Here is a 23002-nt window from a genome sequence, read left to right as displayed (position 1 = left end):
AGTGGAAAGTAGAGAGTCTATGGCTTGCTGATGAATTGGGTGTGAAACAGTTTGGGAACTATGCGGGAGTCTGGACTGCGTCCGCTTCCAGTTCTTGTACGGCTTTAGTCATCAACTCGAGCGCCTCGCTGACCTTGGCGCGCTCCGCGGCGGATAATTTCCCCGCAAGATCATCCACCCAATGGTAACGCTCCTGCCCGCCGCGTCGGACAATCTCACGGCCTTTATCGGTGAGATTCAGCAGTTTGGCGCGGCGATCCTTCGGGTCTTCCTCGCGTTGGACAAAACCGTTCTGCACGAGTTTATCCACCAACTGGCTGGCGGCGGCGGCAGTGATCTCGAAGCGCTCGCTCACTTCCGACATGCCAAACGCGCCCCTGTGATGCAACTGCATCAGGATACTGAACTGCGGCATCGAAAGCCCGCACGATTTGGCGAACTGCTTCCAGCCGCTCATCGAACGGTGCATGAACACATCCATCCACGCGCGCACGGCTTGGTCGAATTGGGGAGATTTGGTCATAGTTAAGCCTTCTTTTTAGTTAAGCGTGCTTAACATTATGCCTAAATTAAGTTTTTGTCAAGAGGGAGAAAGTCGGAAATTGGCGGGAACCATACGGCGCAAAATAAAAAGCGCGGAGCGTTCGCTTCTCCGCGCTTTCATCTTTTTGACAAAACAGTCAAACTACACCGCGATATATTCCTTCAAATTATGTTCCACCGCATACGCCGCGGCTTCGGCGCGGTTATTCACATTTAACTTCGAGAGAATAGATGAAACATAATTCCGCACCGTGCCTTCGCCTAAAAACAATTGCTTGGCGATCTCGCGGTTCGTGCGCCCCTCCGAAACCAGCAACAGCACATGCTTCTCCTGCTGGCTTAAATGCGAAAAAGCCGAAGCCTCCTCGTTCTTCACCGCGCGCCGCACTTCCTGAAAGACTCGCTGAGTCACCGCTGGGTCGAGCAGCGCCTCGCCGCGTCCCACCGCTTCGAGCGCCTTCACCAGGTCGTCGCTCCCGATCTGCTTCAACACATACCCCGAAGCCCCGGCGCGGATCGCCGAAAACAACATCTCATCCTCGGCATACGAAGTGAGCATGATCACCTTGATCTTCGGGTGTTTCGTCACGATCTGTTCGCAGGCTTCGATCCCCGACGTGCCCGGCAGGCGGATATCCATCACCACCACGTCCGGCTTCAGCAAATCCGTTTTTTGGATGGCTTCGCGCGCCGACCCCGCCTCCCCCACCACATCGAACTGCTGATGCCGCTCCAACAGCGAGCGCAACCCGACCCGCACCACTTCATGATCGTCCACGAGCAAAACGCGTTGTTTGATGGGTCCCTTTGGCATGGCTGAATTTTACCCCAAGATGACAAACCGCTTCAACCCGACGGGGAAATTGATTCCCGCTCTGAAGCGTTTTCTCCCTTTTGGGTTTATCCCCTTAAAAAGCAGGGAATGGCGATAAAGGCATGTAAAACCACAGAACGCGCAGAGATTTTGAGATCTTCTCTCAATGGACTCGGCGATCTCTGTGGCGAAGAAAACTTCTACACACCGGTTTCGCCACTCCCTAAAAGCATAGAGCGAGACGTTTTGCGCGTCTCGCTCTACAAAATTTACTTCGCCTTCACGGTGATCGTCTTCGGCTTCACCTCTTCCGCCTTCGGCAGGGTGATGGTGAGGATGCCGTTCTCGAACTCGGCTTTTGCCTTGTCGGAGATCACATCCGTCGGGAGGGCGAGCGCGCGCTCGAACGAGCCCCAGCGTTGTTCGCGGATATGCCAGGCTTTATCGTTCTTCTCCTCCTCGTGCCTCATCTCGCCGCGCAGGGTGAGGATCTCGCCGGTGATGTTGATCTGCACTTCTTCGGCTTTGAAGCCGGGGAGCGAAGCCTTCACGACCACATCGTCGTCGGTTTGGTACATGTCGACCGCAGGCACAGACCAGCCGTCCCTGAGGGTGAGCGGGCGTGTGTACGCGTCATCGAACAAGTGACTCATCGCCTCGCGCAGGGTCATCATTTCACGAGCAGGTTCCCATCGAATTAAGTTTGACATGGTAATCATCCTTTCTGGTTGGTTGAATTATCTGCCCCAACTATAAAAAGCCCGCGTTAGATTCACGCAGGCTTTTTGTCAATGATTCGTATGAGATTATCGTACAAGGTGAAATTTATTTGATCCGTTCATGGAATGCGAGACGCTTCGCAGTCTCGCGTTACGCTTTTTGCCGCTTGTAATCCACAAAGCGATAGCCGACGCCGCGCTCCGTGAGAATGTACTTCGGGTTGGCGGGGTCTTTCTCGAGTTTTTGGCGAAGATAATTGATGTAGAGGCGGACGTAATGCGGCTCGTCGCGGTATTCATAGCCCCACACTTTAACGAGGATTTGATCGTGCGTGACGACCCAGCCCGCGTTCTGCACGAGGTGATAGAGCAAACGATATTCCGTCGGGCGGAGTTTGACGAGTTTGCCTTCGAGCCACACTTCGCGGCGGTCGAAATCGATTTTGAGGCGGTCGTCCACTTCGATGATGTCGTGCATCGAGCCGCTCGCGCCCTCCGTGCGGCGGATGACCGCTTTGACGCGGCTAACCATCTCGCGCGGGCTGAACGGCTTGGTGATGTAATCGTCAGCGCCGAGTTCGAGTCCGCGCACGCGGTCGTCTTCCTCGCCCTTTGCGGTGAGCATGATCACCGGCACAGTATTACCGCCCTCGCGGATGGTTTCGAGAACATCAAAACCGTCAATATCGGGCATCATAACGTCGAGCAGGATCAGGTCGGGGGTCGCGTCGCGCAGTTTCTGGAGCGCTTGTTTTCCGTTGAAGGCTTCCACCACTTGAAAACCGTCGTGTTCCAGATTCATGCGGATAAAACGCACCATGCGCTCCTCGTCGTCCACGATGAGGATGCGCCGGCGGTCAAACTCGTCAGGCATGTTATTCCCTCACAAAACCAATGAGGCTATCTTCTTCTTCGTTTGCAAGCACCTCGATTAAGACCACATGACTCAACGACCAGATCACTTTCACCACGTTGTGCTCAAGGTAGTGAATATCCTTGCCATCGCGCAACCGCGGATTGCTGACCGTGATGATCGTATCGGCGGCTTTGGGCAGTTCTTCCACTTCGCCAAGCACCGAGGCTTCACCGGGGATATGCAAGATAACCGAGAATGCCATTCGTTCAAAATCCTAGATATTTCGCAGAAGAATCTGTATCTTCAATTTTCCCAATGCAACGATATCGCCGTGGCTGAGTCGCTCTTCGGTATGCGGGGTGAGACGACGCCCATTCAAATAGGTTCCATTTGAAGAGCCGAGGTCCATCACGACTACATTGCTCTCATCGCGCTTCACTACGGCATGCAGGCGCGAAACGCCTGAAGCATATGCCTGATAAGCGGTCAGATCGATATCCGGCATAATGGGCTGTCCCTCGCTCAGACGGCCCAGAGTAAATTCGTTGCGCGACGCGAGCGGCATGATCTTGCCGCTGTCCATTAAATGCAGGGATAACCAACTGTTGGCAGGGGTCGCTTCCGCTTCGGGACGGGGAGCCTGATTCCTCAAATCCTCCGAGATTTGATCCTCGGTAATTGCCTGAGTGACGAGCGTTTCAACTCCGTCGAGTTGTTCGCCGCACTCCGCACAAAACACGGATCCATTGGTGTTTTCGTGCTGGCAATTGGGGCAAATGATCATTGGGCAAGCTCCTTTTTCGGCGGCGCAAGAAATAACATACGAGTTCCATATTTCATTCGTTTACTCCCCTCCTCCGAGAGGGAACGATTTTTCTTGATCGAATCCGCTTCGAACATCACCGTCTGCGCAAGACTGCGCTCGCCCTGCGTGAGCAGGTTGGTGGCGAGCCGTTCAAGGTGGCGCGCGGCTTTTTCGACGTTGCCTTTCTTAAGTTCCTCGCGCGCCTGCTCTTGCATCTGATACAGCATCAGTCGCGATAATGCCTGTTGAATTTCCGCCGGCGGCGCGCCGGAATTTGATGGGTCCGACACGGGCATCTGTAGACGCAAACGCAAGGATGGAACGGGAAACGGATGCGAAGTAATGGCTACTTTAAGCGAGGCTTCCATGAAGGTCAACTCGCCTGATTGTACCTCTGTTGGCTGGATTATATACTCAAAAATCACCCGAGTGGAAGTATCTTGCAATATTGGTCCAAGCCGGATTTTCCCTTCGTTCAGCGGGACAGGAGCCGGATCTGGCTGAATTCGGAACACCCGGCTGAGTTCCACTCCTGTGATCGGTTTAAACTCCAACGCGGCGTCCTCGGCATAGGTTTGGATCAGCGCGTCAAATTTTTCGAGGAGCAGGCGGTTGATATCGCGCGGTTCGACAATCAGGTTGGTGCTTCCCCCGGCGCGCGTGGAAATGGCGTCGAGGAAGATATCGTTCCATTCACTCCCAATACCCAAGCAACTAATGCCCACGCCTTGTTCGGCAAGTTTGGCGGCGAGTTCCAGGCTTTGTTGCTCATCGCCATAGGTGCGGCCATCGGTAAGCAGGATGAGATGATTGATTCGTTTCGGATCGAGACTCCGCATGATCTCCCGCGCGCCCGCCTCAAGTCCATGATAGATTTCGGTTCCGCCGGCCGGCTGAATCATCTGCACTCGCGATTCGAGGCGCGCGCGGTCCAAATGATAGGCGGCTGGAATCACAACCTCAGCGCGGTCGCTGAATGTGACAACGCTCAGAATATCTTGCGGGCGCAAATTGCGAAGAACCTGGATAGCGGTGGCTTTGACCGTGTCCATTTTTGCCCCTTGCATGGAAGTGGAACGGTCGATCACCAGCGAAACATTCAACGGGGAAGACGAAGCTCGGCGCGTTTCCTGCGGAGCGTCAAGATCGAGCATCGCGTAGAGCATTTGCGGCTCATTGATCTTCCCAAGGTTGCGGCGGCTGTAAATTATTTTATGTTCGTATGGGAGCGACGGTGTCTGCGGCGCAGGAGGCAGGGTGGCATCGTACTGAGCGCGGCGGGTGGAGTTCGAGAGGGTTTCGTATGCCTGCTGAACGTTGAGGAAGATTTCTGTTTCCCCGGCAACTTTGTTTTTGTCCGGGTGAAGCTTCTGCGCCGACTCAAAATATGCGCGTTTTATCTCTTCCGGCGTGGCATCCCGGGAAAGCCCAAGCAGGTCATAATAATCCCGTAGATGGTCCGACATAATTACCCAATGAGTTGGGCAAGGACAACGCTAATGTTGTCCGGTCCGCCGGCGGCATTGGCGGCAGAAACGAGATTTTGGCAGGCGCGCTGAAGGCTGGGCGCATCCACCACCGAACGGACAATATCCTGCTCGGCAACCACGCCCCATAGCCCGTCACTGCAGATCATCAAGTAACCGGGTTGCGGAAAGGCAATCGTGAAGATATCCGGGTCGAGCAACTCACCCTGCCCCAAGGCGCGATAGAGCACATTACGATGCGGATAATTCACCGCTTCTTCCGGCGTGATGTGTCCCAACTCCTCCAACCGCTTGACCAGCGAATGGTCGCGGGTAATCGGGTCGATACGCCCATCCGGGAAGACGAAATATGCCCGGCTATCGCCCACATGCGCGACAGTGACCTGTTGCCCGATCACCAACGCGGCGGTGAGGGTGGTGCCGCTACCCGGCGCTTCCCGTTGGATGATCCGTTGCGCGTCTCGAACCGCCTCGAGCATGATCTCCTGGAATGATTCATCCATGGTGTCGGTTTTCACTTGAAACAGATATGGATGAAATTTCTTCAAAATATGCCCAGCCACTGCGCGGATCGCGGCATTGCTCGCCACCTCGCCAAACTGATGCCCGCCCATACCATCTGCCACAATATACAAACCGAACGGAAGATTACCGGAATTCCCCGCCATGGTTGCGGTCAGCGCCAGTAAACTATCTTCGTTCAGTTCGCGCTGTTTCCCTACCGATTGCCCGCAACTGGCGATCAACTGCTGAAGATCGAAGTGGGGATTCTGGTTGTTCACGATCGCCTGAATTTGTTCTTCGGTCAGGGGCGCGGTTTGGGTTACATCCTGGATTTTCTCAGGAGGCGCTTTTCTTCCAAATAACCAGTCGAAAAAATTTTTCAGCACAAAGACTCCTTGTCATGCAAGCAGGGCATACACTTGATGATCGGTGGAACCAACATAAACGATATCATCGTACACAAGAGGCGAACCTGTGATCGCTCCCTGCGTTCCGAACTTCCAACGCAGGCGGCCCGTGCGGTATTCGAGGCAGTATAGGTTTCCATCGACAGATCCGCAATACAAAGAATCTTTATAGATCACCGGCGAGCCGTTCACCTGGTGTTCCGTGCGATATCTCCAAACCTCTTTGGAATTTCTCACGTCGACAGCATAGATAAACCCATCCGCCGCGCCGACGAACACAAAATCATCGATGATACATGGCGTGCTAATAGACGCCTTGCCCAGCCGAAAACGCCAGAGGGGCCAGCCGTTCTTGGGGTCGAGCGCATATAACGTGCCATCGACGGAGGTAAAGTAAAGCGTATTCGCCGACCCGACCGTGGACGAGGTAATTGCCCGCTTGGCATGGAAGCGCCATTTTAACTCGCCGCGATAATCTATCGCGTAATAATCGCCGGTCTCACACCCGGTATACACAAGATCATTCATCACAAATGGCGTGGAGCGGATCGCGTCGGCGGCTTCGAACCGCCACGAAATCCTGCCCGTATTCAGGTTCACTGCGTGCAAATACCCGTCATCGGAACCGATAAAAGCGTGTCCTTCGGCAATGCGCGGCGAAGATCGAATAGGACCTTCCGTGTAATACGTCCACACCACCTTGCCCGAGCGCGCGCTCACCACATGCAAGCGTTTATCTTCGGAACCAAAATAAATATTCCCATCATACAATGCCGGGCGCGAAACAATGCCGCCGTCGGCCGGATATTTCCATTGGAATTTTCCGTCGGCCGCGTTGAGCGCATAGAGATTGTTATCGTACGACCCAATATACAACGCGCCCTGATGAATTGCCGGCGTGCCGCGCACTTCATCTTCGCACTTGAACGCCCACAGGGGTTTGATCCCGCCTGCCGTCGCAATGGGAGTGGTCTGCGTCTTCATGCGCCCTAATGCGCCGGTCTTCTTTGCCACGCCCAACAAGGCTTGCTTCATATCGACCGCGGTGGGAAAACGACTTTCCGGGTTGTATTCCAACGCGCGGTTAACGACCGCTTCCAACTCGAGCGAAATAGACGTATTGATGCGCCGCAGTGGGCGTTCGGCAAATGAAAAGGGAGGCTCGAGGCGCGGGTCGCGTCGGGTAAGGGCGTGGTGAATTGTCGCGCCTAAAGCGTAGATATCCGCCGAGGGGGTGGCTTCGCCGCGATATTGCTCGGGAGGCGAATATCCCTCCGTGCCGATCATCGTCCCTTTGATCCCGGTTTGGAATGTTTTAGCGATGCCGAAATCGACGAGCACTACATCGCCGTTGCTGTTGATCATCACGTTGGAGGGCTTCATATCGCGGAAGATGATCGGGTCGGGTTTGTGACGATGCAGGTACTCCAGCACATCGCACAACTCGACCGCCCAGCCCAACACTTGTTCCTCCGGCAGGAACCCATTGGTATCGCTGATGATCGCCTCCATATCCTTGCCGTGAATAAAATCAAGGACAAGGTATGAGCGGCTATCGAGAGAAAAATAATCGTTGATCCGCGGGATGGAGGGATGGTTGAGCGTGGCAAGCAGGTTCGCCTCGCGCTCAAAATTTTGAACGATCGTCTGCCGCACAAGCGGGTCGGGCGCGGAGTTGATCATCTCCTTCACCGCCACAAGTTTGGTCACGTTGGGGAAGTGCATATCGCGCGCGCGATACACCGAACCCATGCCGCCCACGCCAATCACATCTTGAATCGAATAACGATTGGCAAGCGTTACGCCAGCCACAAGTTGACGCGGAGCGGATGAACTCTTGCCACCCCGATCATCGGATAACTCAGGAAATATTCTAGTTTCCAGAACCGGTCTCCTAGGTTGGCAAATTATAGTTTGCCACGCTTCGTTTGACAACTACCCAAACGCGTATACTTTCAAATTCGTAGATTGTCATTTTGCCTTGCAGACTTGCCCATTCTGCGGCACAATACCGCTTGTGAAAATCCTCGCCGTCAGCGATGAAGTGATCGAACGTTTGTATAACCTGTGCGCGAGCGGTCAGTTCAAGGAGGTGGAACTCATCGCAGGGTGCGGCGACCTGCCCTACACCTACCTCGAAAACATCGTTAGCATGCTGAACGTTCCCCTGTTCTATGTACCGGGCAACCATGACCCCGCATTCAGCCCGACGAATCCGCTCGCCCATGCGGAAGGCGGCTCAAACATCGACTTAAAACTGGTCCGCCATAAACGCTTTTTGATCGGCGGCTTCGGCGGCTCCATCCGCTACCGTCCGGATGGCGTAAACCAATATAGTCAGGCAGAAGCGTATTTCAGAGCCTGGCGCCTGCTCCCCGCTTTGCTGGTTAACCGCGTAAAATTCGGGCGCGCGCTCGACCTCCTCATCACGCACTCGCCTCCTTACGGCATCCACGATGAGGAATCACAGGCGCATCGCGGCATCCACGCCATCAACTGGCTTCTCCAGATTGCCAAGCCGCGCTATCACCTTCACGGTCATACCCATTTCCAACGACGCAACCTTTCACCCTCTGAAACGAGGCGCGGGTTGACAACGATCATGAATATCTTTCCTTACAAAATAGTGGAAGTAAATCACTAACTCACCTTACGCAGAACGTCGCGCAGGCGTTACCCTGAGTTTGTCGAAGGGCTTGGTTGGACGAACCATGCTTCTAAGAAAACCTGCGGGACGGCGCGCAACATCAATCACGAACACAAACCATGCCTGATCCACTGAACGATAAAACACAAGCCGATTTTCAACGGGCGCGCTTCAAAGCGTTCATGCACCGCGTCTGGGATTCGCTCTCCGGTCACCGTACGACACTGCTATCGTATGAAGACATCAAAGAGAAGCTTCATATCGGCGGTCCCATTTACCGCGGCGTGCAAACTGTGCGCGTCGACCAGATCGCCGGAAGCCTGAACCGGTATCATGAATTTGACCGCGTGTTCATGCCCGCCTCCAGTTCCCTTGCCGCGCGCTGGCAGAGCGTCAACCGCGCGTTTTACGAAGATGTGAGCCTGCCGCCTGTTGTGTTATACAAAGTGGGACAGGTGTACTTTGTTGTCGACGGTCATCACCGGGTTTCGGTGGCGCGCGAACAAAATCAATTGTTTATCGACGCGGAGGTGCGCGAATGCTCGACGCGCGTTAACCTTACACCGGATATCCGCCCGGAAGACCTGGAGATCATCCACGACAAAGTTCATTTTCTGGAACGCACCTCGCTGGATAGGCTCAAACCTGAAGCCAATATCAAACTCACCATCCCGGATGGCTTCGAGCGTATGTTAGAGCATATCGCCGTCCATCGTTACTTTATGGGGCTGGACTGGAAACGCGACATCTCCGAAGAGGAAGCGATCAACCACTGGTACGACCACGTATACATGCCGATCGTGCGCGTCATCCGCGAAACGGACATCCTCAAAGAATTTCCGGACAAAACCGAAGGCGATCTTTACCTCTGGGTACTCGACCACCAGCATTACTTGGAATCGCAGGAAGGCATGCCTTTACAACCGCCCGATGCCGCCGCGCGCGATTTTTTCGGCATAAAAGGCGATCAAGCCGCGACGGTAAAAAAGAAAAAACAAAAAACGGAGAAGAAAAAATCATGACCACATCACACCTACTTGCCGGCGTGTACGCCGCGGCGGTCACGCCGCTCAAAGACGCTTCCACGCTTGACCTTGATTCTGTTCCGGCTTTGGCGAATTTTCTCACAGACCGAGGCTGTCATGGCATCGTTCTCTTCGGCACCACCGGCGAAGGACCTTCATTCTCCTCAAAGGAACGCGAAGATGTGATGCGCGCGCTTAAAGAGAATCGACCGGCGGGAAGCCGCCTCATCGCCGGTACCGGCACCCCGAGCCTGACGGAAACCATCGAATTGACGAAATGCGCGTTCAACCTGGGCTACGATGCCGTGCTGGTTGTGCCGCCTTATTACTTCCGCAAGGCAAGCGATGATGGGTTGTTCGATTGGTTCAGCGAGGTGATCCGCAAAGCCGTCCCGGTGGATAAATTCCTAATTGGGTATCACATTCCCCCGTTGATCGGAGTCGGGTTTTCCGTCCCGTTGCTCAAGCGGTTGAAGGACGCATTCCCGAATCAGTTTGCCGGCATCAAAGATTCATCGCACGATGCCGATTTTGCCCGCAGTGTTGGCGATACGTTCGGCGCGGATCTGCTCGTGTTGAACGGCACCGATTCGTTTTTGCAAATGGCAATGGAACATCACGCCGCGGGGTGCATCACCGCGCCCGCCAATTTGATCTCGCCCGATCTGCGCGAAGTGTGGGATTTGATCCAAGCCGGAAAAGACCCCAATCAGGCACAAGCGCGGGTAACCGAGAAGCGCCACATTCTGGAGAAGTATTTGCCATTCCCGCCCGCCTTGAAAGCATTGATGCACCGATTGCATGGTTTGCCGCGCTGGGCGGTGAGACCTCCCCTGGAAAATCTTACGGAAGAGAAAATCGAATCTGCCCTCGATGAACTTGCCAAAGTTCAACCTGCCGGTTAAGAGACTGTTTCTTAACTTCTTTTTTCGACAAGGATACTTCGACAGGCTCAGCGCAAGTTTCGCTGATTTTCACGGAAATATCTTTTTAACTGATGTTACGCAGTTGAAGTCAGCCTGATCTCCGTAACGCGACATTCATGTCGCTCTTGCGCAAGAACAACTTGAAAGGCGAGATCAATCTCGCCTTACGGCTTTACCGCGTATGGTGAGTTTTTAATATCCATGTGTTCCGTGAAATCCGCGTACAAAAGATCAAGGTTTAAGACCTGATTACCTTATACAATGTTTTTTGGACGCTGAAAAATGCTGATTTCGCTGATTCAACTCGTAGGAAGGCGCAGAAACGATTGACAAGCTTGGCGCCCCTCACGCCCTTCGTGGCACAAAGAGAAATGCGCGGCAGAGAGAGGCGGGATTTACTTCTCTTCCCCAACCAGGCGTAAAAAGACTTCCACCACCTTCGGGTCGAAATGCACGCCCGATAGCGATTTGATGTAACTCAGCGCTTTGGCTCGCTCCCAGGCCGGGCGATAGGGGCGGTCGGAGCAAAGCGCGTCCCATACATCTGCCACGGCAAAGATACGAGCCGCCAGCGGAATGGATTCTGCCTTCAACCCGCGGGGGTAACCCGAACCATCCCAGCGTTCGTGATGGCAATACGGAATATCCAGCGCGGGGCGCAAGTGTGGGATTGGATAGAGTAATCGTTGGGCATAGACCGGATGCTGTCGCATGATCTCCCACTCTTCGCCGGTCAAAACGTCGGGTTTGAGGAGAATACGGTCGGGAATGCCCATTTTGCCAATATCATGCAGAAGGGCGCCCCGGCGGATCTGCACACGATCCTTTTCACCAACTCCCATGGCTTCGGCAAGCGCCAAAGTGAGATTGGTCACGCGCTGGGTATGCCCCTCGGTCTCACGGTCACGCATATCTAACGCGGCAGACCATCCCTCAAGCGTGGATTCGTAGGCAATGCCCAATTCCATATTCGAGCGTTGGAGACTGCTGAAGAGGGAGGCGTTATCTATGGCAAGCGCCGCTTGAGCGGCGAGCGATTCGAGAAAATCCAACCATTCCCGGTCTGCTTCAATGTGGGATCGGTGAAGGATCTCCATCACGCCTTTCACATCGCCTTTTGCGATCAATGGCACGCCGTAATAACAGGAGAATCCTTCCAGCACATTCAACGGGTGATCTTTTCGGGACGCCAGATCATCCACCATGATCATCTCCCGTTTCAATACAGCCTGCCCGGCGAATCCCTCCCCAAGCCGCAACGATGTTTGCTTTAAGCCAGCCGTGCGAAAACCAGCCCCTTCCGCAAATTCCAGGGCATGAACAGCCTGATTAAGCATAAGAATACTCGCCGCATCGCAACCCAGGTGCGCCATCGCCTGGTTGACGATCGTTTGCAGGATTAGGTGCAAGTCGGCGCCGCTGGCGATGAACATGTCGATGGTGCGTAATACCCTGATACTATCGATTTGCCGTTTCAGTTGCTCGTAAGAGGACGCGCGCTGAATGGCATTTGCCGCCATATCGGCAATGTTCATCACGAGACGCACATCTTCCAAACGGAACACCGCCGCGCGGAAGATGTTCATTACGCCGATCATGCCAGCCGGTGTGCCCAACGGCACGCTGATGAAACTGCCCTTCTCTTTCCTCTCCGCGCTCCACTTCATCGACGCATCCTGTTGCAGATCGTCGATCACGCGAGGGGCTCCGCTTTCCATCACCTGGCGGCTTATGTCTGCGCTGGGCGGGTCTTTGGAGCCCAGACAACCTCTCCATTCTCCACCCGCCGCTTCAACCACAAGGGTGTCCGTTCCCGCGCGCCTGAGGATGAGCGCCGCGCCGCGCGCATCGAACTGCAACGAGACTTGATCGAGCACAACTTGTAAAATTTCGTCACGCGAGCCCGCCACGCGCAATGCCGCGCTGACCGATGCCAGGGCGGCCAGTTCATCCTCGCGGCGCCTGCGGTCGGTAATATCCGAAATGGCGCCGATCATGCGGATGGGTTTCCCGCTGGAGTCGCGCTCAATGTAACCACGGTCGATCACATACGCTGTCAATCCGTCGCTCCGGACAAATCGATATTCATCCTCCCAGATCGTCTCTTCATTCAGCAGAGCATTGTTCAAATTTTCCAAAACCCGTTGACTATCCTGCGGATGGATGTGATTTTCCCACCACAACGGATCCTGTTTCGACTCTTGCTTGCTGTACCCAAACAGAATCTGGAGATTCTCGCTCCAGGCTTTGTCGTTGGAAATGATATCCCATTCCCAGATAACGTCATTGGTGGCGCGCGCCGAAAGACGGTAACGCGCCTCGCTGGTCTGTAAGGCTTCCTCCGCCTGCTTGCGTTTGGTAATATCGTCGCAGACGATCAGAATCGCCCGTCCGCCGCCGACCGCCGAAATCATGCGGGAAGTTTCTGAAACCCAGATCACCTTGCCGCTTTGAGTCAGTGTGCGAAATTCCCGGGGCGCATTCTTCTCCGGGCGCGAGGCAAACTCTCTCAAAGTGTCCCAGACCACCGCCTGATCTTCAGCGTGGATGATGGAAAGGATGGGTTTTCCAATCAACTCCTCTTCCGAATATTCCAATTGCGCAGTCGCCGACTGATTCATGGCAAGGACTGTTCCATCCAAACTCAATGTAAATAGCATCAATGGATTGTTCTGATACAGCTCGCGATATTGCTCCTCGCTTTCCTTGAGAGCCATCTCTGCCTGCTTGCGCTCGATGGAAGACGCCACTTGGTTGGACACATAGCTCAAGATATCGAGGTCGCGCTGGGAGTAGCGAACGTTTTCATCGTACGCCTGCACCGCCATGACCCCGATCGTTTCATTGCGTATCTTCAACGGCACCCCCAGCCAATCTATGGATCTCGTGCCGTTGGGGATCAGGATACCGCGTTCCTCCAGCTCTTTCATAACTTCCGATTTCCCCAATAGAGGCTTGCTGTTTCGTATCACATAGGAAGTGGGACCTTTGCCCAACGGGGCGGGTTGCGGCGTTTCATCTTTCACATCCACATGGTACGGGAAACTCAAGAGATCTGCATCACGATCATAGAAAGCGATATAGAAATTCTCGGCGACCATCACGCCTTTCAATGCCTCATGGATCACGCCATAAAATTCATCCATACCGACATTCGAACTGGTCGCGTCACTGATGCGATAGATGGCGGCTTGAAGCGCCTCAGCCTGCTCGCGTTCGACGAGTTCCTGGCGGCTTAGGGCATACAGCCGGGCATTTTCATACGCAATGCATGCGAGTTGCGCAAAACGCGAGAGCAACTCGATATCATCCTGGCTGAAGCGCCGCCCCGCCTCCTGATACGTAACACCCAGCACACCCACCACTCTATCGCCGGAAATCAGGGGAACGCCCGCGATGGAATGAAAATTGATCGTTGAAAATTTGTCCGATCTGCCGAGCCAGGATTGATAATCCGGCACATGAATGGGTTGACCGGTCTGCCACACTTTTCCGGCAAGCCCTTCACCGGGCTTGAGTCGTTCGCCAGTTAATTCTTGCCCCTGTCCGATCGCCAGCACAAACGTCAATTCTGATTCATCCGGCGAGACAAGGTAAATATAACTGCTGGTTGCCTCGAACAATCTCTTTGCCTGGGTCAAAATCGCCTGAAGCACTTCTGACAGTTCGGTCTGCCGCACAATGGTAAGCGTCGCTTCCTGTAACGCCGTTAAGATGAGATTCTTTCGCCGTGTTTCCGCGTACAGGCGCGTGCGCTCGATGGCTTTTGCCACCTGTTCGGAAACGAATTCCAAGATCCGCAGTTCGCGCTCGGTGTATACATTTGCATCGTGATAATCTTGCAAGGCGATCACGCCGATCGTGCGTCCATCCACTTTTAGCGGCGCGCCGATCCAGATCGGAGATGGGAAGCCCACTAGCTCAACCTCTCCAAGGCGCGCCAATTCTTCAAAATCTTCCTGCGCGTTCATCACCGGCAAACCTGTGCGTAGAACATACTCGGTCATTCCACGACCCGGCTTGGACGCCGCCAGAGGCGGATCGTCGTCCATCTCGTCCACATAATATGGAAAACTCAACAGATCGTTCTCTTCATCGTATAAAGCGATAAAAAAATTTCGGGCGGGCATCACCTGCCCAATAGTCGAATGAACCAAACGATATAATTCATCCAAACTGGAGGCATGATTTGCCGCCTCGCTGATTTGATAGACCGCCGACTGTAACGACTCCGCGCGCTTGCGCTCGGAAATATCGTAAATGCAACTCAGGATGCAGTCCCTGCCTTCTAACACCGTTTTTTCAGACGAAAGCGACGCCCAAAACTCAGCCCCATTCGACCGTTTCAACAATACCTGATGATCGCGGAGCGATCCGCGTTCAGTAATCCCTTCCACCACGCGGAAACGGTCTTTCGGATTCACATAATATTCCGCCGCCTTACTGCCCACCAAATCGGAAAGCGACCTGCCAAATAAGTCTTCCGTGGCAGAGTTGGCGTACAGCACAACGCCATCATCGAGCGAATTCAACATCATCGGAATGGGGGACGATTCCAGGACAGTGAGCAAACGCGCTTCGCTTTCTCGTAACTCTTTTTCAATGCGCTTGAGTTCGGTGATATCCACCGAGATCCCCAGCACCGCGGGTTCATTCGCGTCGGAAAACAGGAAGGGGATTTTTGTCGTCGAAAGAATTCGAGGCGTTCCATCGTCGTCAAAGACCAACTCTTCCGGAATATGCTTTGGCTTTCCGGACCGAATCACATCCAGGTCTTGCAAGCGGAAACGCGCGCTGATTTCAGGCAACACGGGCAGATCTGCGTCGGTTTTGCCGATCAACTCATCCACAGAGCGCTGATACTTCTCAGCCATCGCCTTGTTAGCGAGAATGTATTTCCCCTCCGCGTCTTTTGCAAAAATAAAATGCGGGTCCAAGTCGATCAACTGGCGCACCCCTTCCTCATTGAGGTTAATTCTATTCCCCGCCGGCTTCTGCAACATCGTATCGGGCGCGTCTATGCGGCGCGAATCCGCCTCCCCCGCTTTCCGCTTCGTTCTTGCTTTACTTTCCTTTTTCATCGTTTGAAATTCCGAAATTAAGAAAGTCCTTCTCTTACTTTACCTCATTCCTCTCCCGCCGCGCCCGACTATTATAATATTGACATGACACTCTGGCGGCTTCTCATCACCCTTCCGGCAAGGGGAGCATGGAATATGGCGGCGGATGAAACCATCCTGCATCATGTCGGACGCGGCGATTCCCCTCCCACCTTACGGCTGTATGCCTGGACCCCGGCTTGTCTCTCGCTTGGGTACGCCCAGCCCTTCACAGACGTTGACACACAGCGACTGAAAGCGCAACACTGGGATGTGGTGCGACGCCTCACCGGCGGGAGGGCGATCCTCCACACCGACGAGTTGACCTATTCCGTTATCGCTCCCAACGATGAACCTCGAGTAGCGGGCACCGTGCTCGAAAGTTACAACCGCTTGGCGCAGGCGCTATTGCTCGCCGTGAAATCCCTGAATGTTGCTGTGGAAATGAAAGAGAAAAAAACGAACGATACGCCAGGCAACAACCCGGTCTGCTTTGAAGTTCCATCCACGTATGAGATCACAGTCAACGAAAAAAAGTTGATAGGTTCGGCGCAAGCCCGCAAAAAAGAAGGCGTTCTGCAACATGGCTCCCTGCCTCTGACCGGCGACCTGACGCGAATCTGCCGGGCGCTTGCTTTTGAGGATGAGGCGGCTCGTGAAAACGCATCCAGGCGATTGCTGGAGCGGGCGATCACGGTCGAAGCGGCGTTGGGGAGGAGAGTCGGTTGGGGCGAGGCGGCGCAGGCTTACATCCGCGCTTTTGAGGCGCAGTTGGGAATCCAATTCGAGGAGGGCAAGTTGTCCGAATCCGAATCCAACATGGCGGAGGAACTCGTCCGCGAGAAATACGATCACCCCTCGTGGACGGGACGAGTCTAGTTGGGGTTATCGAGGAAGATCGTATTCGGGAAACCGAGCGCGGCAAAAAATTTGAACAGGTAGGTCTCGGCGTTGATCTGCGCCTGATTGAGGATTCCATCTTCCAGCGCGGCTTTGAGGATCTCTTCCTCCGCCTTTTGCCGGACGAGGGTTTCGAGGTTTGGGTCGGGCTTGGTCAGCACGCCGGTCTGCCGGTCGTATACGTATGATTTTTCGTTATCGAGGGTGGCGATGAAAATTTCAGCCGGGGGCAGTTGTACAGAGAGCACTCCGTTTTCGTAGCGCATGTTTTCAGGCGCGAGTTTTTCCATGTCGACACCGGCGATGACGGTGCCGTGACCGACGAACAAAATTTTGTCGCCGAAAAATGTGGCGAACGTTCCTCCGCCAGTCTCGCCGGTGATCACTTTCTCCACGCTATACTGAATCGTTTCGAGCCGCGCCAACGCGCGAATCTCGTTGATGTAGGTGATCGGGTCGGGGATGATCGTCGGCGTGGGGTTCATCAGGTTCGCCATCTGCGTTTGCAGGGCGCGGTTCGCCTCGTTCACCTGCTCGAAAGGCTGGGTTGCGGTTTTGGCGCCTTCGCGCACGGTCTGCACGATCATGTATGCCGCAACTCCGATCACAATCAGAATCAGGATGGAGAGAAAATTGTTATTTTTCATGCCCATATTATAATCCCCCGGCAAACACATGAATCGGAATCCTTTTCCCCGGTTGATTTTCGCGGTCGCGTTTGTTCTGACTGTCGGCTGTAATTTGCCGCGCCTGGGCGCCGCCGAACCGACGCCAACCCCGGTTCTCGGCGTTGTCACTGAGACGCCCGCCCCGCCGCTTCCCTCCGCTGAACTTGGCTCGCCGGAAAACCCCTTAATCCTCGCCCTGCCGCCATCGACATCTTCGCAGGAGACGATCGACTCTGCGAACCTGATCGCCGCGCAATTCAAGGAACGCGCGGGGTACTCGGTGGTCACGGTCATCCCCGACTCGAAACTGGCGCTCGTGGAAGCCTTCCAAAAAGGGAATGCGCATATCGCGCTTCTCGATCCGTATGCGTATGCGCTGGCGTATCAAAACGAAACTGTCAAAGCCGCCTTTGCCGTTGTGAAGGATGAGAAAAGTCTGTATGGCGCGCAATTCCTTGCGCAACGCAGGGCTGGATTTACCCCGTTTTTCAACCCGGTGAGCGAATCGAACACGGACGATGACCCGGCGGTTGCCCTCGCCCAATTCAACGACCGGAAACCTTGTTGGAGCGATGAACGCTCGCTCTCCGGCTATGTCATTCCTTTCGGGTATTTGAAAACCAGCGGCATCAGCACCAAGCCCGCCGCCTTCGTGGAGGGACACCCGACCGTTGTGCGCTCGTTATATGCAAGCGGTATCTGCGAGTTTGGAGCCACCTACATCGATGCGCGGAAGTTCCCCTCGTTGGAAGACCAATTTCCCGACCTCATGGAGCAGGTGATCGTGATCTGGCGGATTCCCGAAATTATCCCGTATGATGTGTTTGTATTTTCTTCCAACTTGCCGCAACCGATGCGGGATTTATTTGCAAGTATCGTTCCCGTCATCATGCAAACCACAGATGGCAACTCCGCGTTCAAGGCGGTGTATGGGATCGACGAATTTCAGCAGGTGAATGACGGTTTTTATGCCGAGTTCCGCGCTCTCGTCGATGCGTCTGGGGTTAATCTGGCATCCGCGCTTAAGTGATGTTACGGCAGTGAATTGTTAATGGAGCTAAATGTGTCGCCGGTTTTCTCGCCGAACGCCCCAACAGCCACAATCACAAGAATAGCCACGAGAGCAATAATGATCGCATACTCCACAAGCCCCTGTCCTTTTTCTTTGAGCGAAAATAACATTTGAATTCCTTTCCGAGGCGCCCGCAGCCTCCTTGTCAAATATGACCCTGCGAGCATTGAGAATTGTTCAAATACGACGAACAGCCCCGTAGAATAGTTACAAAAAAGCCCCACCGTGCGGTGGGGCTTTTTTGTGCTCGTTTGAGCGGGTTACGGCAGGGAGTTATTGATGCTGGAGAAGGTATTGCCGATCTTGGGTCCAAGCAAAGTCATAACCGCAATCACGACGATAGCGACGAGAGCGATGATAATCGCGTACTCGACGAGGCCCTGGCCTTTTTCTTTGGGTGCGAACAACATGGTATTATTCCTTTCTAATAAATTGTTTGCCTGAGGCACATCCTCAGAACTTTTTACAGTATATCTGTTTCCATCAAAAATTCAAGACTTAAAAGGTTTCACTTCATTTACAGGTTTGTTAGTCTGTACAACAAAATTCACATGTAACATTTGAACGCAAAAAACGTCTGCAACCTTTACGATGAGAAAATTTACCAGCAAAAAATTTATATGGCGCGGCGCGTTATTTCTGGGGTTGATCGGCTTCTCAGGGTTGGTCTTGCCGCGCCTGGTGACAGCCGTCCATTCCATCAACCGCATTTACCAGAAAGAGAACGCGCCAAAAAAACAACTTGCCATTGTGTTTGGCGCCGGCTTGCGAAGGGATGGAACCCCCACCGCCATCTTGCGCGACAGGGTGGAAACCGCCGCCGAACTGTATTTTTCGGGCAAAGTGAAAAAGCTACTGATGAGCGGAGATAACCCTGTGTTGGACTATAACGAGCCCGAATCGATGCGCCAATACGCGCTTTCGCTTGGCGTTCCCGAAGAAGCGATCGCCCTGGATTATGCCGGCCGGCGCACCTACGATACCTGTTATCGGGCAAAAGAGATCTTTCAGGCAGACGATGTATTGCTCGTCACGCAAAAATTTCATTTACCGCGCGCCTTGTTTCTCTGCAATGCGCTGGGGGTGGAGGCTGTTGGGGTGGAGGCAAATACCCGCCGTTTTTGGAACTCATCGTTGATGATCTGGAATTTTCGAGAACTCCTCGCCACGGTGGGAGCGTTTCTAGACTTGTATGTTTCAGCGCCCGCTCCTGTGCTGGGAGAGCCTATTCCACTGTTCGTGGAGTGAACCAGTTCTGCCATATTTGGGGGATTCTCAGTTCGGACAGGTGTTGTCCAGACATCCGATTTGTGGATAAGTCGCCTCTTTTTGTGGATAAGTGGCAGGTCATGTGGAGAAGTAGGCTAGCCTTCTAGTTTGAGATCGAAACGGAACCCCCATATATGGGACGGGTGTGTACAAAACTTCCAATATATGGATTTGTGGGAAACTTTTCATTTTTTGGGGATGGAGTGTGGATAGATTTATCCCGATTCTTTCCACAAGTGCGGTGGCGTTGCCAGTGGCGATTCAGCCCCACTCGTGGAGGGAGGCGGAAGCGGTCATCCCACATATAGCGCAGATTCGCGCTCATCCACATCATCCACACCCCCTACTACTTTTACTAAATCATAATATTCTTATACTATATGCTTGAATCTCTTAAGCGAATCTTGTACAATCTTCACATCGGCCCCTCTTTACCCTTTGGGAGGTCCATCATGGACATGATCAAGGTTTCAGCCAGCTCCCGTACCTCTGCCGTTGCCGGGGCAATTGCGGGGGTGGTGCGCGAGTTCAAACGGGCGGAAGTGCAAGCGATTGGAGCCGGAGCAGTGAACCAGGCTGTGAAGGCGCTGGCTCTGGCTACCGGGTATTTGAAAAACGATAATATCCAGATTGTTTGCGTGCCGGAGTTTGCGGATGTGACGATCGACGACAAGGTGCGCACCGCCATCAAGTTTGTCGTTGAGCCGCGCTGAGAGAGTGTTGCTTAACTCTTCTTTGGGACACGGATGGCGCGGGTTTCACTAGACCCCTTGCGAAAGTCATTTTTGCCACAGAGAAAAAGAGCCTTTCTCAAAGGTCTCTGTGGACTCTGCGGCTAAGTTAGGGACACTTATGCAAGAGGTCAACTGAGTTTCACGGAAAACCCTATAAAAATCCGTGTTTTTCTGTGTGATCCGTCAAATTAGTGTCCTTAACTGATGTTACGCAGTTGAAGTGAGCCTGATCTCCGTAACGCGACATGAATGTCGCTCTTACTCAAGACCAACCTGAAAGGCGAGATCAATCTCGCCTTATGGCTTTGCCGCGTAAGGTGAGTACATCAGGACCTACGCGGTTGGCGGGCAGTTGTGCTGTCGCCGCCGCAGTGCAACTACGGCGTAACAAGTTCAACTGCGTAAGTCCTATACGTCAAGAAACGGTCTCTGAGCAACGCTGGCATTTCAAACGGGGTGGTTTATAATTCTCTAAAGACGATGTCACTTCACGGTCTTTGTTTCGTCTTGTACCCATGAAAAAGTCGAAGGTATTCTGGCGCAGTTTGTCTTTGGTGTTGTTGATCGCCGCGGTATGCGGAGGTTTGGTTGCGCCGGTCGTTCAGCCGGTGAGGGCGGCGCCGATGCAACAGGCGGCGACGACGATTATCATCAGTGAATTTAGAACGAGGGGGTCGGGCGGGGCAAATGATGAGTTTATCGAATTGTTCAATCCGACAGGTTCGCCTATCGATATTACCGGGTGGACAATAGGAAAATCCAGTGGGTGCGGTACTACGACAGAAATATTGGCGACAATTCCGAGCATTCCCTCTCCTGTTATTTTAAATTCTGGACAACATTACCTGCTTTCCGCTTTTTCCTATTCAGGAACTGTGCCACCCGATTATCGTCACAACAGCAACTGGGCGATCGATGATGACGGCGGGATCGCTATTTTTGATAGTAGTGCCACTCTGGTGGATCAAGTTGGTATGTGCAGTACCACTACATATGTTGACCCGATCAATTTAACTCCACTAACAAATAATGTGGATCAAGGATACGAGAGAATCCCCGATATTTCAGGGTATTGCGTTGACACAAACAATAACCTTGCAGATTTTATTCTTCGTGATAGCGATCCGCAAAACTTATCGAGCCCGGTTGCGCCATGCGGCAATCCTACTCCAACCCCGACCTTTACTTTAACTCCGACGTTCACTCCAACGAACACATCAACTCCAACGCTTACTCTTACTCCTACGAGAACTTCTACGCCCACGGTAACACTCACGTCGCCTCCGGTTGCCTTGAGTGTGGTGATTAGCGAGTTTCGAACTACAGGACCGAACGGTGGGAACGATGAATTTATTGAACTATTTAACCCAACAAGCGGACCGGTCCTAATTGGAGATTGGACATTAAGAAAATCGACAGGTTGTGGGGCTGGCACTTCCTTGGTTGCAACAATTAACTCTGGTGTGACCCTTAACCCCGGACATCATTATTTAATTGGAGGAGCTTCTTACAGCGGCACAGTTACTGCGAACCAGTCGTTTCCAGCGAGTCAAGGCATTGCGGATAATGGAGGCATTGCCCTGTTAAATGGATCGACTTTTATGGATCGCGCTGGAATGTGCTCTTCTACAACCTATTTTGAGACTTCCCCACTTATTCCTTTATCAACACAAACGGATCGAAGTTATGATCGTAAAGCCAATTCATCAGGACTCTGTATTGATTCAAATAATAATCTGGCAGATTTTTTTGCCCGAACTCCAAGCGATCCTCAGAATATGTCCAGCGCATTGACCTTATGCGGCAATCCAACCCCAACCCCGACAGCCCTCCCGAAAGCCACAGCAACCAAGACGGGCATACCGCCTCCCCCGCCTCCCCTCATTGCCATCAACGAATTCCTGCCGCGCCCCGGGCGCGATTGGAACAACGACGGTTTCGTCAATACTGGCGATGAATTCATCGAGATCATTAACCACGGCACGATCTCCGTCAACCTGAGCGGGTATACCCTGGACGATGAAGCGAACATCGGCTCGAAGCCGTTTGCGCTCCCCTCCATCACGCTGGCGCCAGGCGAACGGATCGTGTTCTACGGTAGCAAGACCGGCTTACTGTTAAGCGACGGCGGCGACGGGGTGCGCCTGCTCAAACCGAACGGTTCGCTGATGGATGCCTACAACTACTCCCTTGCCCGCTACCCCGACCAATCCTTCTGCCGCCTGCCCGATAACGGCGGGCTGGACGATTGGAACCGGACATGTTTCCCCACACCGGGGTTGAAGAATTCGTCAGGCGGCGCGCCGGGCGTTGGCTCAAGCGCGGATACTTCGTTCTGCCCGGTGGCAGATACCCTCCCTCTGGATTTTTATATCGCGGAATGTACGCCGTTCGGTAACAATATTTGGAGCCGCCCTTATTGGGACGATACCGGCTGGTTCGGTGAACAGCCCCTGCCAAACTACCCTGGCAAGTGGGAAATCTTTTTAGACTAAGGGTTCGTAAAAATATAAATTCCCTGTTGGGG

The 23002-nt window shown here is 53.5% G+C and carries 21 protein-coding genes; 8 read left to right on the top strand and 13 right to left on the bottom strand.

Going from position 1 to position 23002, the window contains the following annotated elements:
• Window positions 1-58: 58 nt before the first annotated feature.
• The 9 genes from IPM31_05450 to IPM31_05410 form a co-directional block, all read right to left on the bottom strand.
• Window positions 59-523, bottom strand: a complete 465-nt coding sequence (locus IPM31_05450; protein MBK9006423.1) for a MarR family transcriptional regulator — start codon at window positions 521-523, stop codon at window positions 59-61.
• A 162-nt stretch (window positions 524-685) separates the two neighbouring features.
• Entirely contained in the window at window positions 686-1357 is a 672-nt protein-coding gene (locus IPM31_05445) for a response regulator transcription factor (protein MBK9006422.1), read from the bottom strand.
• Window positions 1358-1626: 269 nt separating this feature from the next.
• Window positions 1627-2067: an Hsp20/alpha crystallin family protein gene (locus IPM31_05440; GenBank protein MBK9006421.1), complete on the bottom strand. Its 441-nt coding sequence runs from the start codon at window positions 2065-2067 to the stop codon at window positions 1627-1629.
• Between the two features lie 160 nt (window positions 2068-2227).
• Window positions 2228-2950: a response regulator transcription factor gene (locus IPM31_05435; GenBank protein ID MBK9006420.1), complete on the bottom strand. Its 723-nt coding sequence runs from the start codon at window positions 2948-2950 to the stop codon at window positions 2228-2230.
• Window position 2951: 1 nt separating this feature from the next.
• On the bottom strand, window positions 2952-3194 hold the full coding sequence (locus IPM31_05430; GenBank protein ID MBK9006419.1) for a hypothetical protein: 243 nt from the start codon (window positions 3192-3194) through the stop codon (window positions 2952-2954).
• Between the two features lie 12 nt (window positions 3195-3206).
• Complete coding sequence (locus IPM31_05425) at window positions 3207-3716, bottom strand: FHA domain-containing protein (protein MBK9006418.1); 510 nt, start codon at window positions 3714-3716, stop codon at window positions 3207-3209.
• Complete coding sequence (locus IPM31_05420) at window positions 3713-5203, bottom strand: DnaJ domain-containing protein (GenBank protein MBK9006417.1); 1491 nt, start codon at window positions 5201-5203, stop codon at window positions 3713-3715. The genes IPM31_05425 and IPM31_05420 overlap by 4 nt, the downstream gene beginning before the upstream one ends.
• Before the next feature lie 2 nt (window positions 5204-5205).
• Complete coding sequence (locus IPM31_05415; GenBank protein ID MBK9006416.1) at window positions 5206-6114, bottom strand: serine/threonine-protein phosphatase; 909 nt, start codon at window positions 6112-6114, stop codon at window positions 5206-5208.
• Window positions 6115-6126: 12 nt separating this feature from the next.
• Window positions 6127-7887, bottom strand: coding sequence for a PQQ-binding-like beta-propeller repeat protein (locus IPM31_05410; GenBank protein MBK9006415.1), 1761 nt, complete (start codon window positions 7885-7887; stop codon window positions 6127-6129).
• Between the two features lie 265 nt (window positions 7888-8152).
• Here IPM31_05410 and IPM31_05405 point away from each other — a divergent pair, with 265 nt between their 5' ends.
• The 3 genes from IPM31_05405 to IPM31_05395 all read left to right on the top strand — a co-directional run bounded on the left by IPM31_05405 (window position 8153) and on the right by IPM31_05395 (window position 10712).
• Window positions 8153-8779, top strand: coding sequence for a metallophosphoesterase (locus IPM31_05405; protein MBK9006414.1), 627 nt, complete (start codon window positions 8153-8155; stop codon window positions 8777-8779).
• 122 nt (window positions 8780-8901) lie between these two features.
• Window positions 8902-9804 carry a hypothetical protein gene (locus IPM31_05400; protein MBK9006413.1) on the top strand — a complete coding sequence of 301 codons (903 nt, stop codon included), beginning with the start codon at window positions 8902-8904 and terminating at the stop codon, window positions 9802-9804.
• Window positions 9801-10712, top strand: coding sequence for a dihydrodipicolinate synthase family protein (locus tag IPM31_05395; GenBank protein ID MBK9006412.1), 912 nt, complete (start codon window positions 9801-9803; stop codon window positions 10710-10712). Before IPM31_05400 ends, IPM31_05395 begins: the two co-directional genes overlap by 4 nt.
• Window positions 10713-11128: 416 nt before the next feature.
• On the opposite strand, the gene IPM31_05390 is transcribed toward IPM31_05395, so the two are convergent.
• Window positions 11129-15814 carry a GAF domain-containing protein gene (locus tag IPM31_05390; protein MBK9006411.1) on the bottom strand — a complete coding sequence of 1562 codons (4686 nt, stop codon included), beginning with the start codon at window positions 15812-15814 and terminating at the stop codon, window positions 11129-11131.
• Between the two features lie 84 nt (window positions 15815-15898).
• On the opposite strand from IPM31_05390, the gene IPM31_05385 reads away from it, so the two are divergent.
• On the top strand, window positions 15899-16711 hold the full coding sequence (locus IPM31_05385) for a lipoate--protein ligase family protein (protein MBK9006410.1): 813 nt from the start codon (window positions 15899-15901) through the stop codon (window positions 16709-16711).
• Here the strand turns inward: IPM31_05385 and IPM31_05380 are convergent.
• Window positions 16708-17379, bottom strand: coding sequence for a DUF4230 domain-containing protein (locus tag IPM31_05380; protein MBK9006409.1), 672 nt, complete (start codon window positions 17377-17379; stop codon window positions 16708-16710). The two genes, IPM31_05385 and IPM31_05380, sit on opposite strands and share 4 nt — an antisense overlap.
• A 28-nt stretch (window positions 17380-17407) precedes the next feature.
• Here IPM31_05380 and IPM31_05375 point away from each other — a divergent pair, with 28 nt between their 5' ends.
• Window positions 17408-18430 carry a PhnD/SsuA/transferrin family substrate-binding protein gene (locus tag IPM31_05375; protein ID MBK9006408.1) on the top strand — a complete coding sequence of 341 codons (1023 nt, stop codon included), beginning with the start codon at window positions 17408-17410 and terminating at the stop codon, window positions 18428-18430.
• A 2-nt stretch (window positions 18431-18432) separates the two neighbouring features.
• Here the strand turns inward: IPM31_05375 and IPM31_05370 are convergent, their stop codons facing one another.
• Both IPM31_05370 and IPM31_05365 read right to left on the bottom strand, forming a co-directional pair.
• The gene (locus tag IPM31_05370; protein ID MBK9006407.1) at window positions 18433-18582 is read right to left on the bottom strand and encodes a Flp family type IVb pilin; all 150 of its coding nucleotides are present in this window, start codon (window positions 18580-18582) and stop codon (window positions 18433-18435) included.
• A gap of 150 nt (window positions 18583-18732) precedes the next feature.
• Window positions 18733-18882 carry a Flp family type IVb pilin gene (locus IPM31_05365; GenBank protein ID MBK9006406.1) on the bottom strand — a complete coding sequence of 50 codons (150 nt, stop codon included), beginning with the start codon at window positions 18880-18882 and terminating at the stop codon, window positions 18733-18735.
• Window positions 18883-19063: 181 nt separating this feature from the next.
• On the opposite strand from IPM31_05365, the gene IPM31_05360 reads away from it, so the two are divergent.
• The 3 genes from IPM31_05360 to IPM31_05350 all read left to right on the top strand — a co-directional run bounded on the left by IPM31_05360 (window position 19064) and on the right by IPM31_05350 (window position 22970).
• Window positions 19064-19720 carry a YdcF family protein gene (locus IPM31_05360; GenBank protein MBK9006405.1) on the top strand — a complete coding sequence of 219 codons (657 nt, stop codon included), beginning with the start codon at window positions 19064-19066 and terminating at the stop codon, window positions 19718-19720.
• Between the two features lie 473 nt (window positions 19721-20193).
• On the top strand, window positions 20194-20454 hold the full coding sequence (locus IPM31_05355; GenBank protein ID MBK9006404.1) for a stage V sporulation protein S: 261 nt from the start codon (window positions 20194-20196) through the stop codon (window positions 20452-20454).
• A gap of 536 nt (window positions 20455-20990) precedes the next feature.
• Complete coding sequence (locus IPM31_05350) at window positions 20991-22970, top strand: lamin tail domain-containing protein (GenBank protein ID MBK9006403.1); 1980 nt, start codon at window positions 20991-20993, stop codon at window positions 22968-22970.
• Window positions 22971-23002: the final 32 nt, after the last annotated feature.

Origin of the sequence: Candidatus Defluviilinea gracilis, assembly GCA_016716235.1 — a bacterium.
Taxonomy (GTDB): Bacteria; Chloroflexota; Anaerolineae; order Anaerolineales; family Villigracilaceae; genus Defluviilinea; species Defluviilinea gracilis.
The sequence above is the reverse complement of the archived record's forward strand: the minus strand, read 5'-3'. Positions and strand labels throughout refer to the sequence as shown.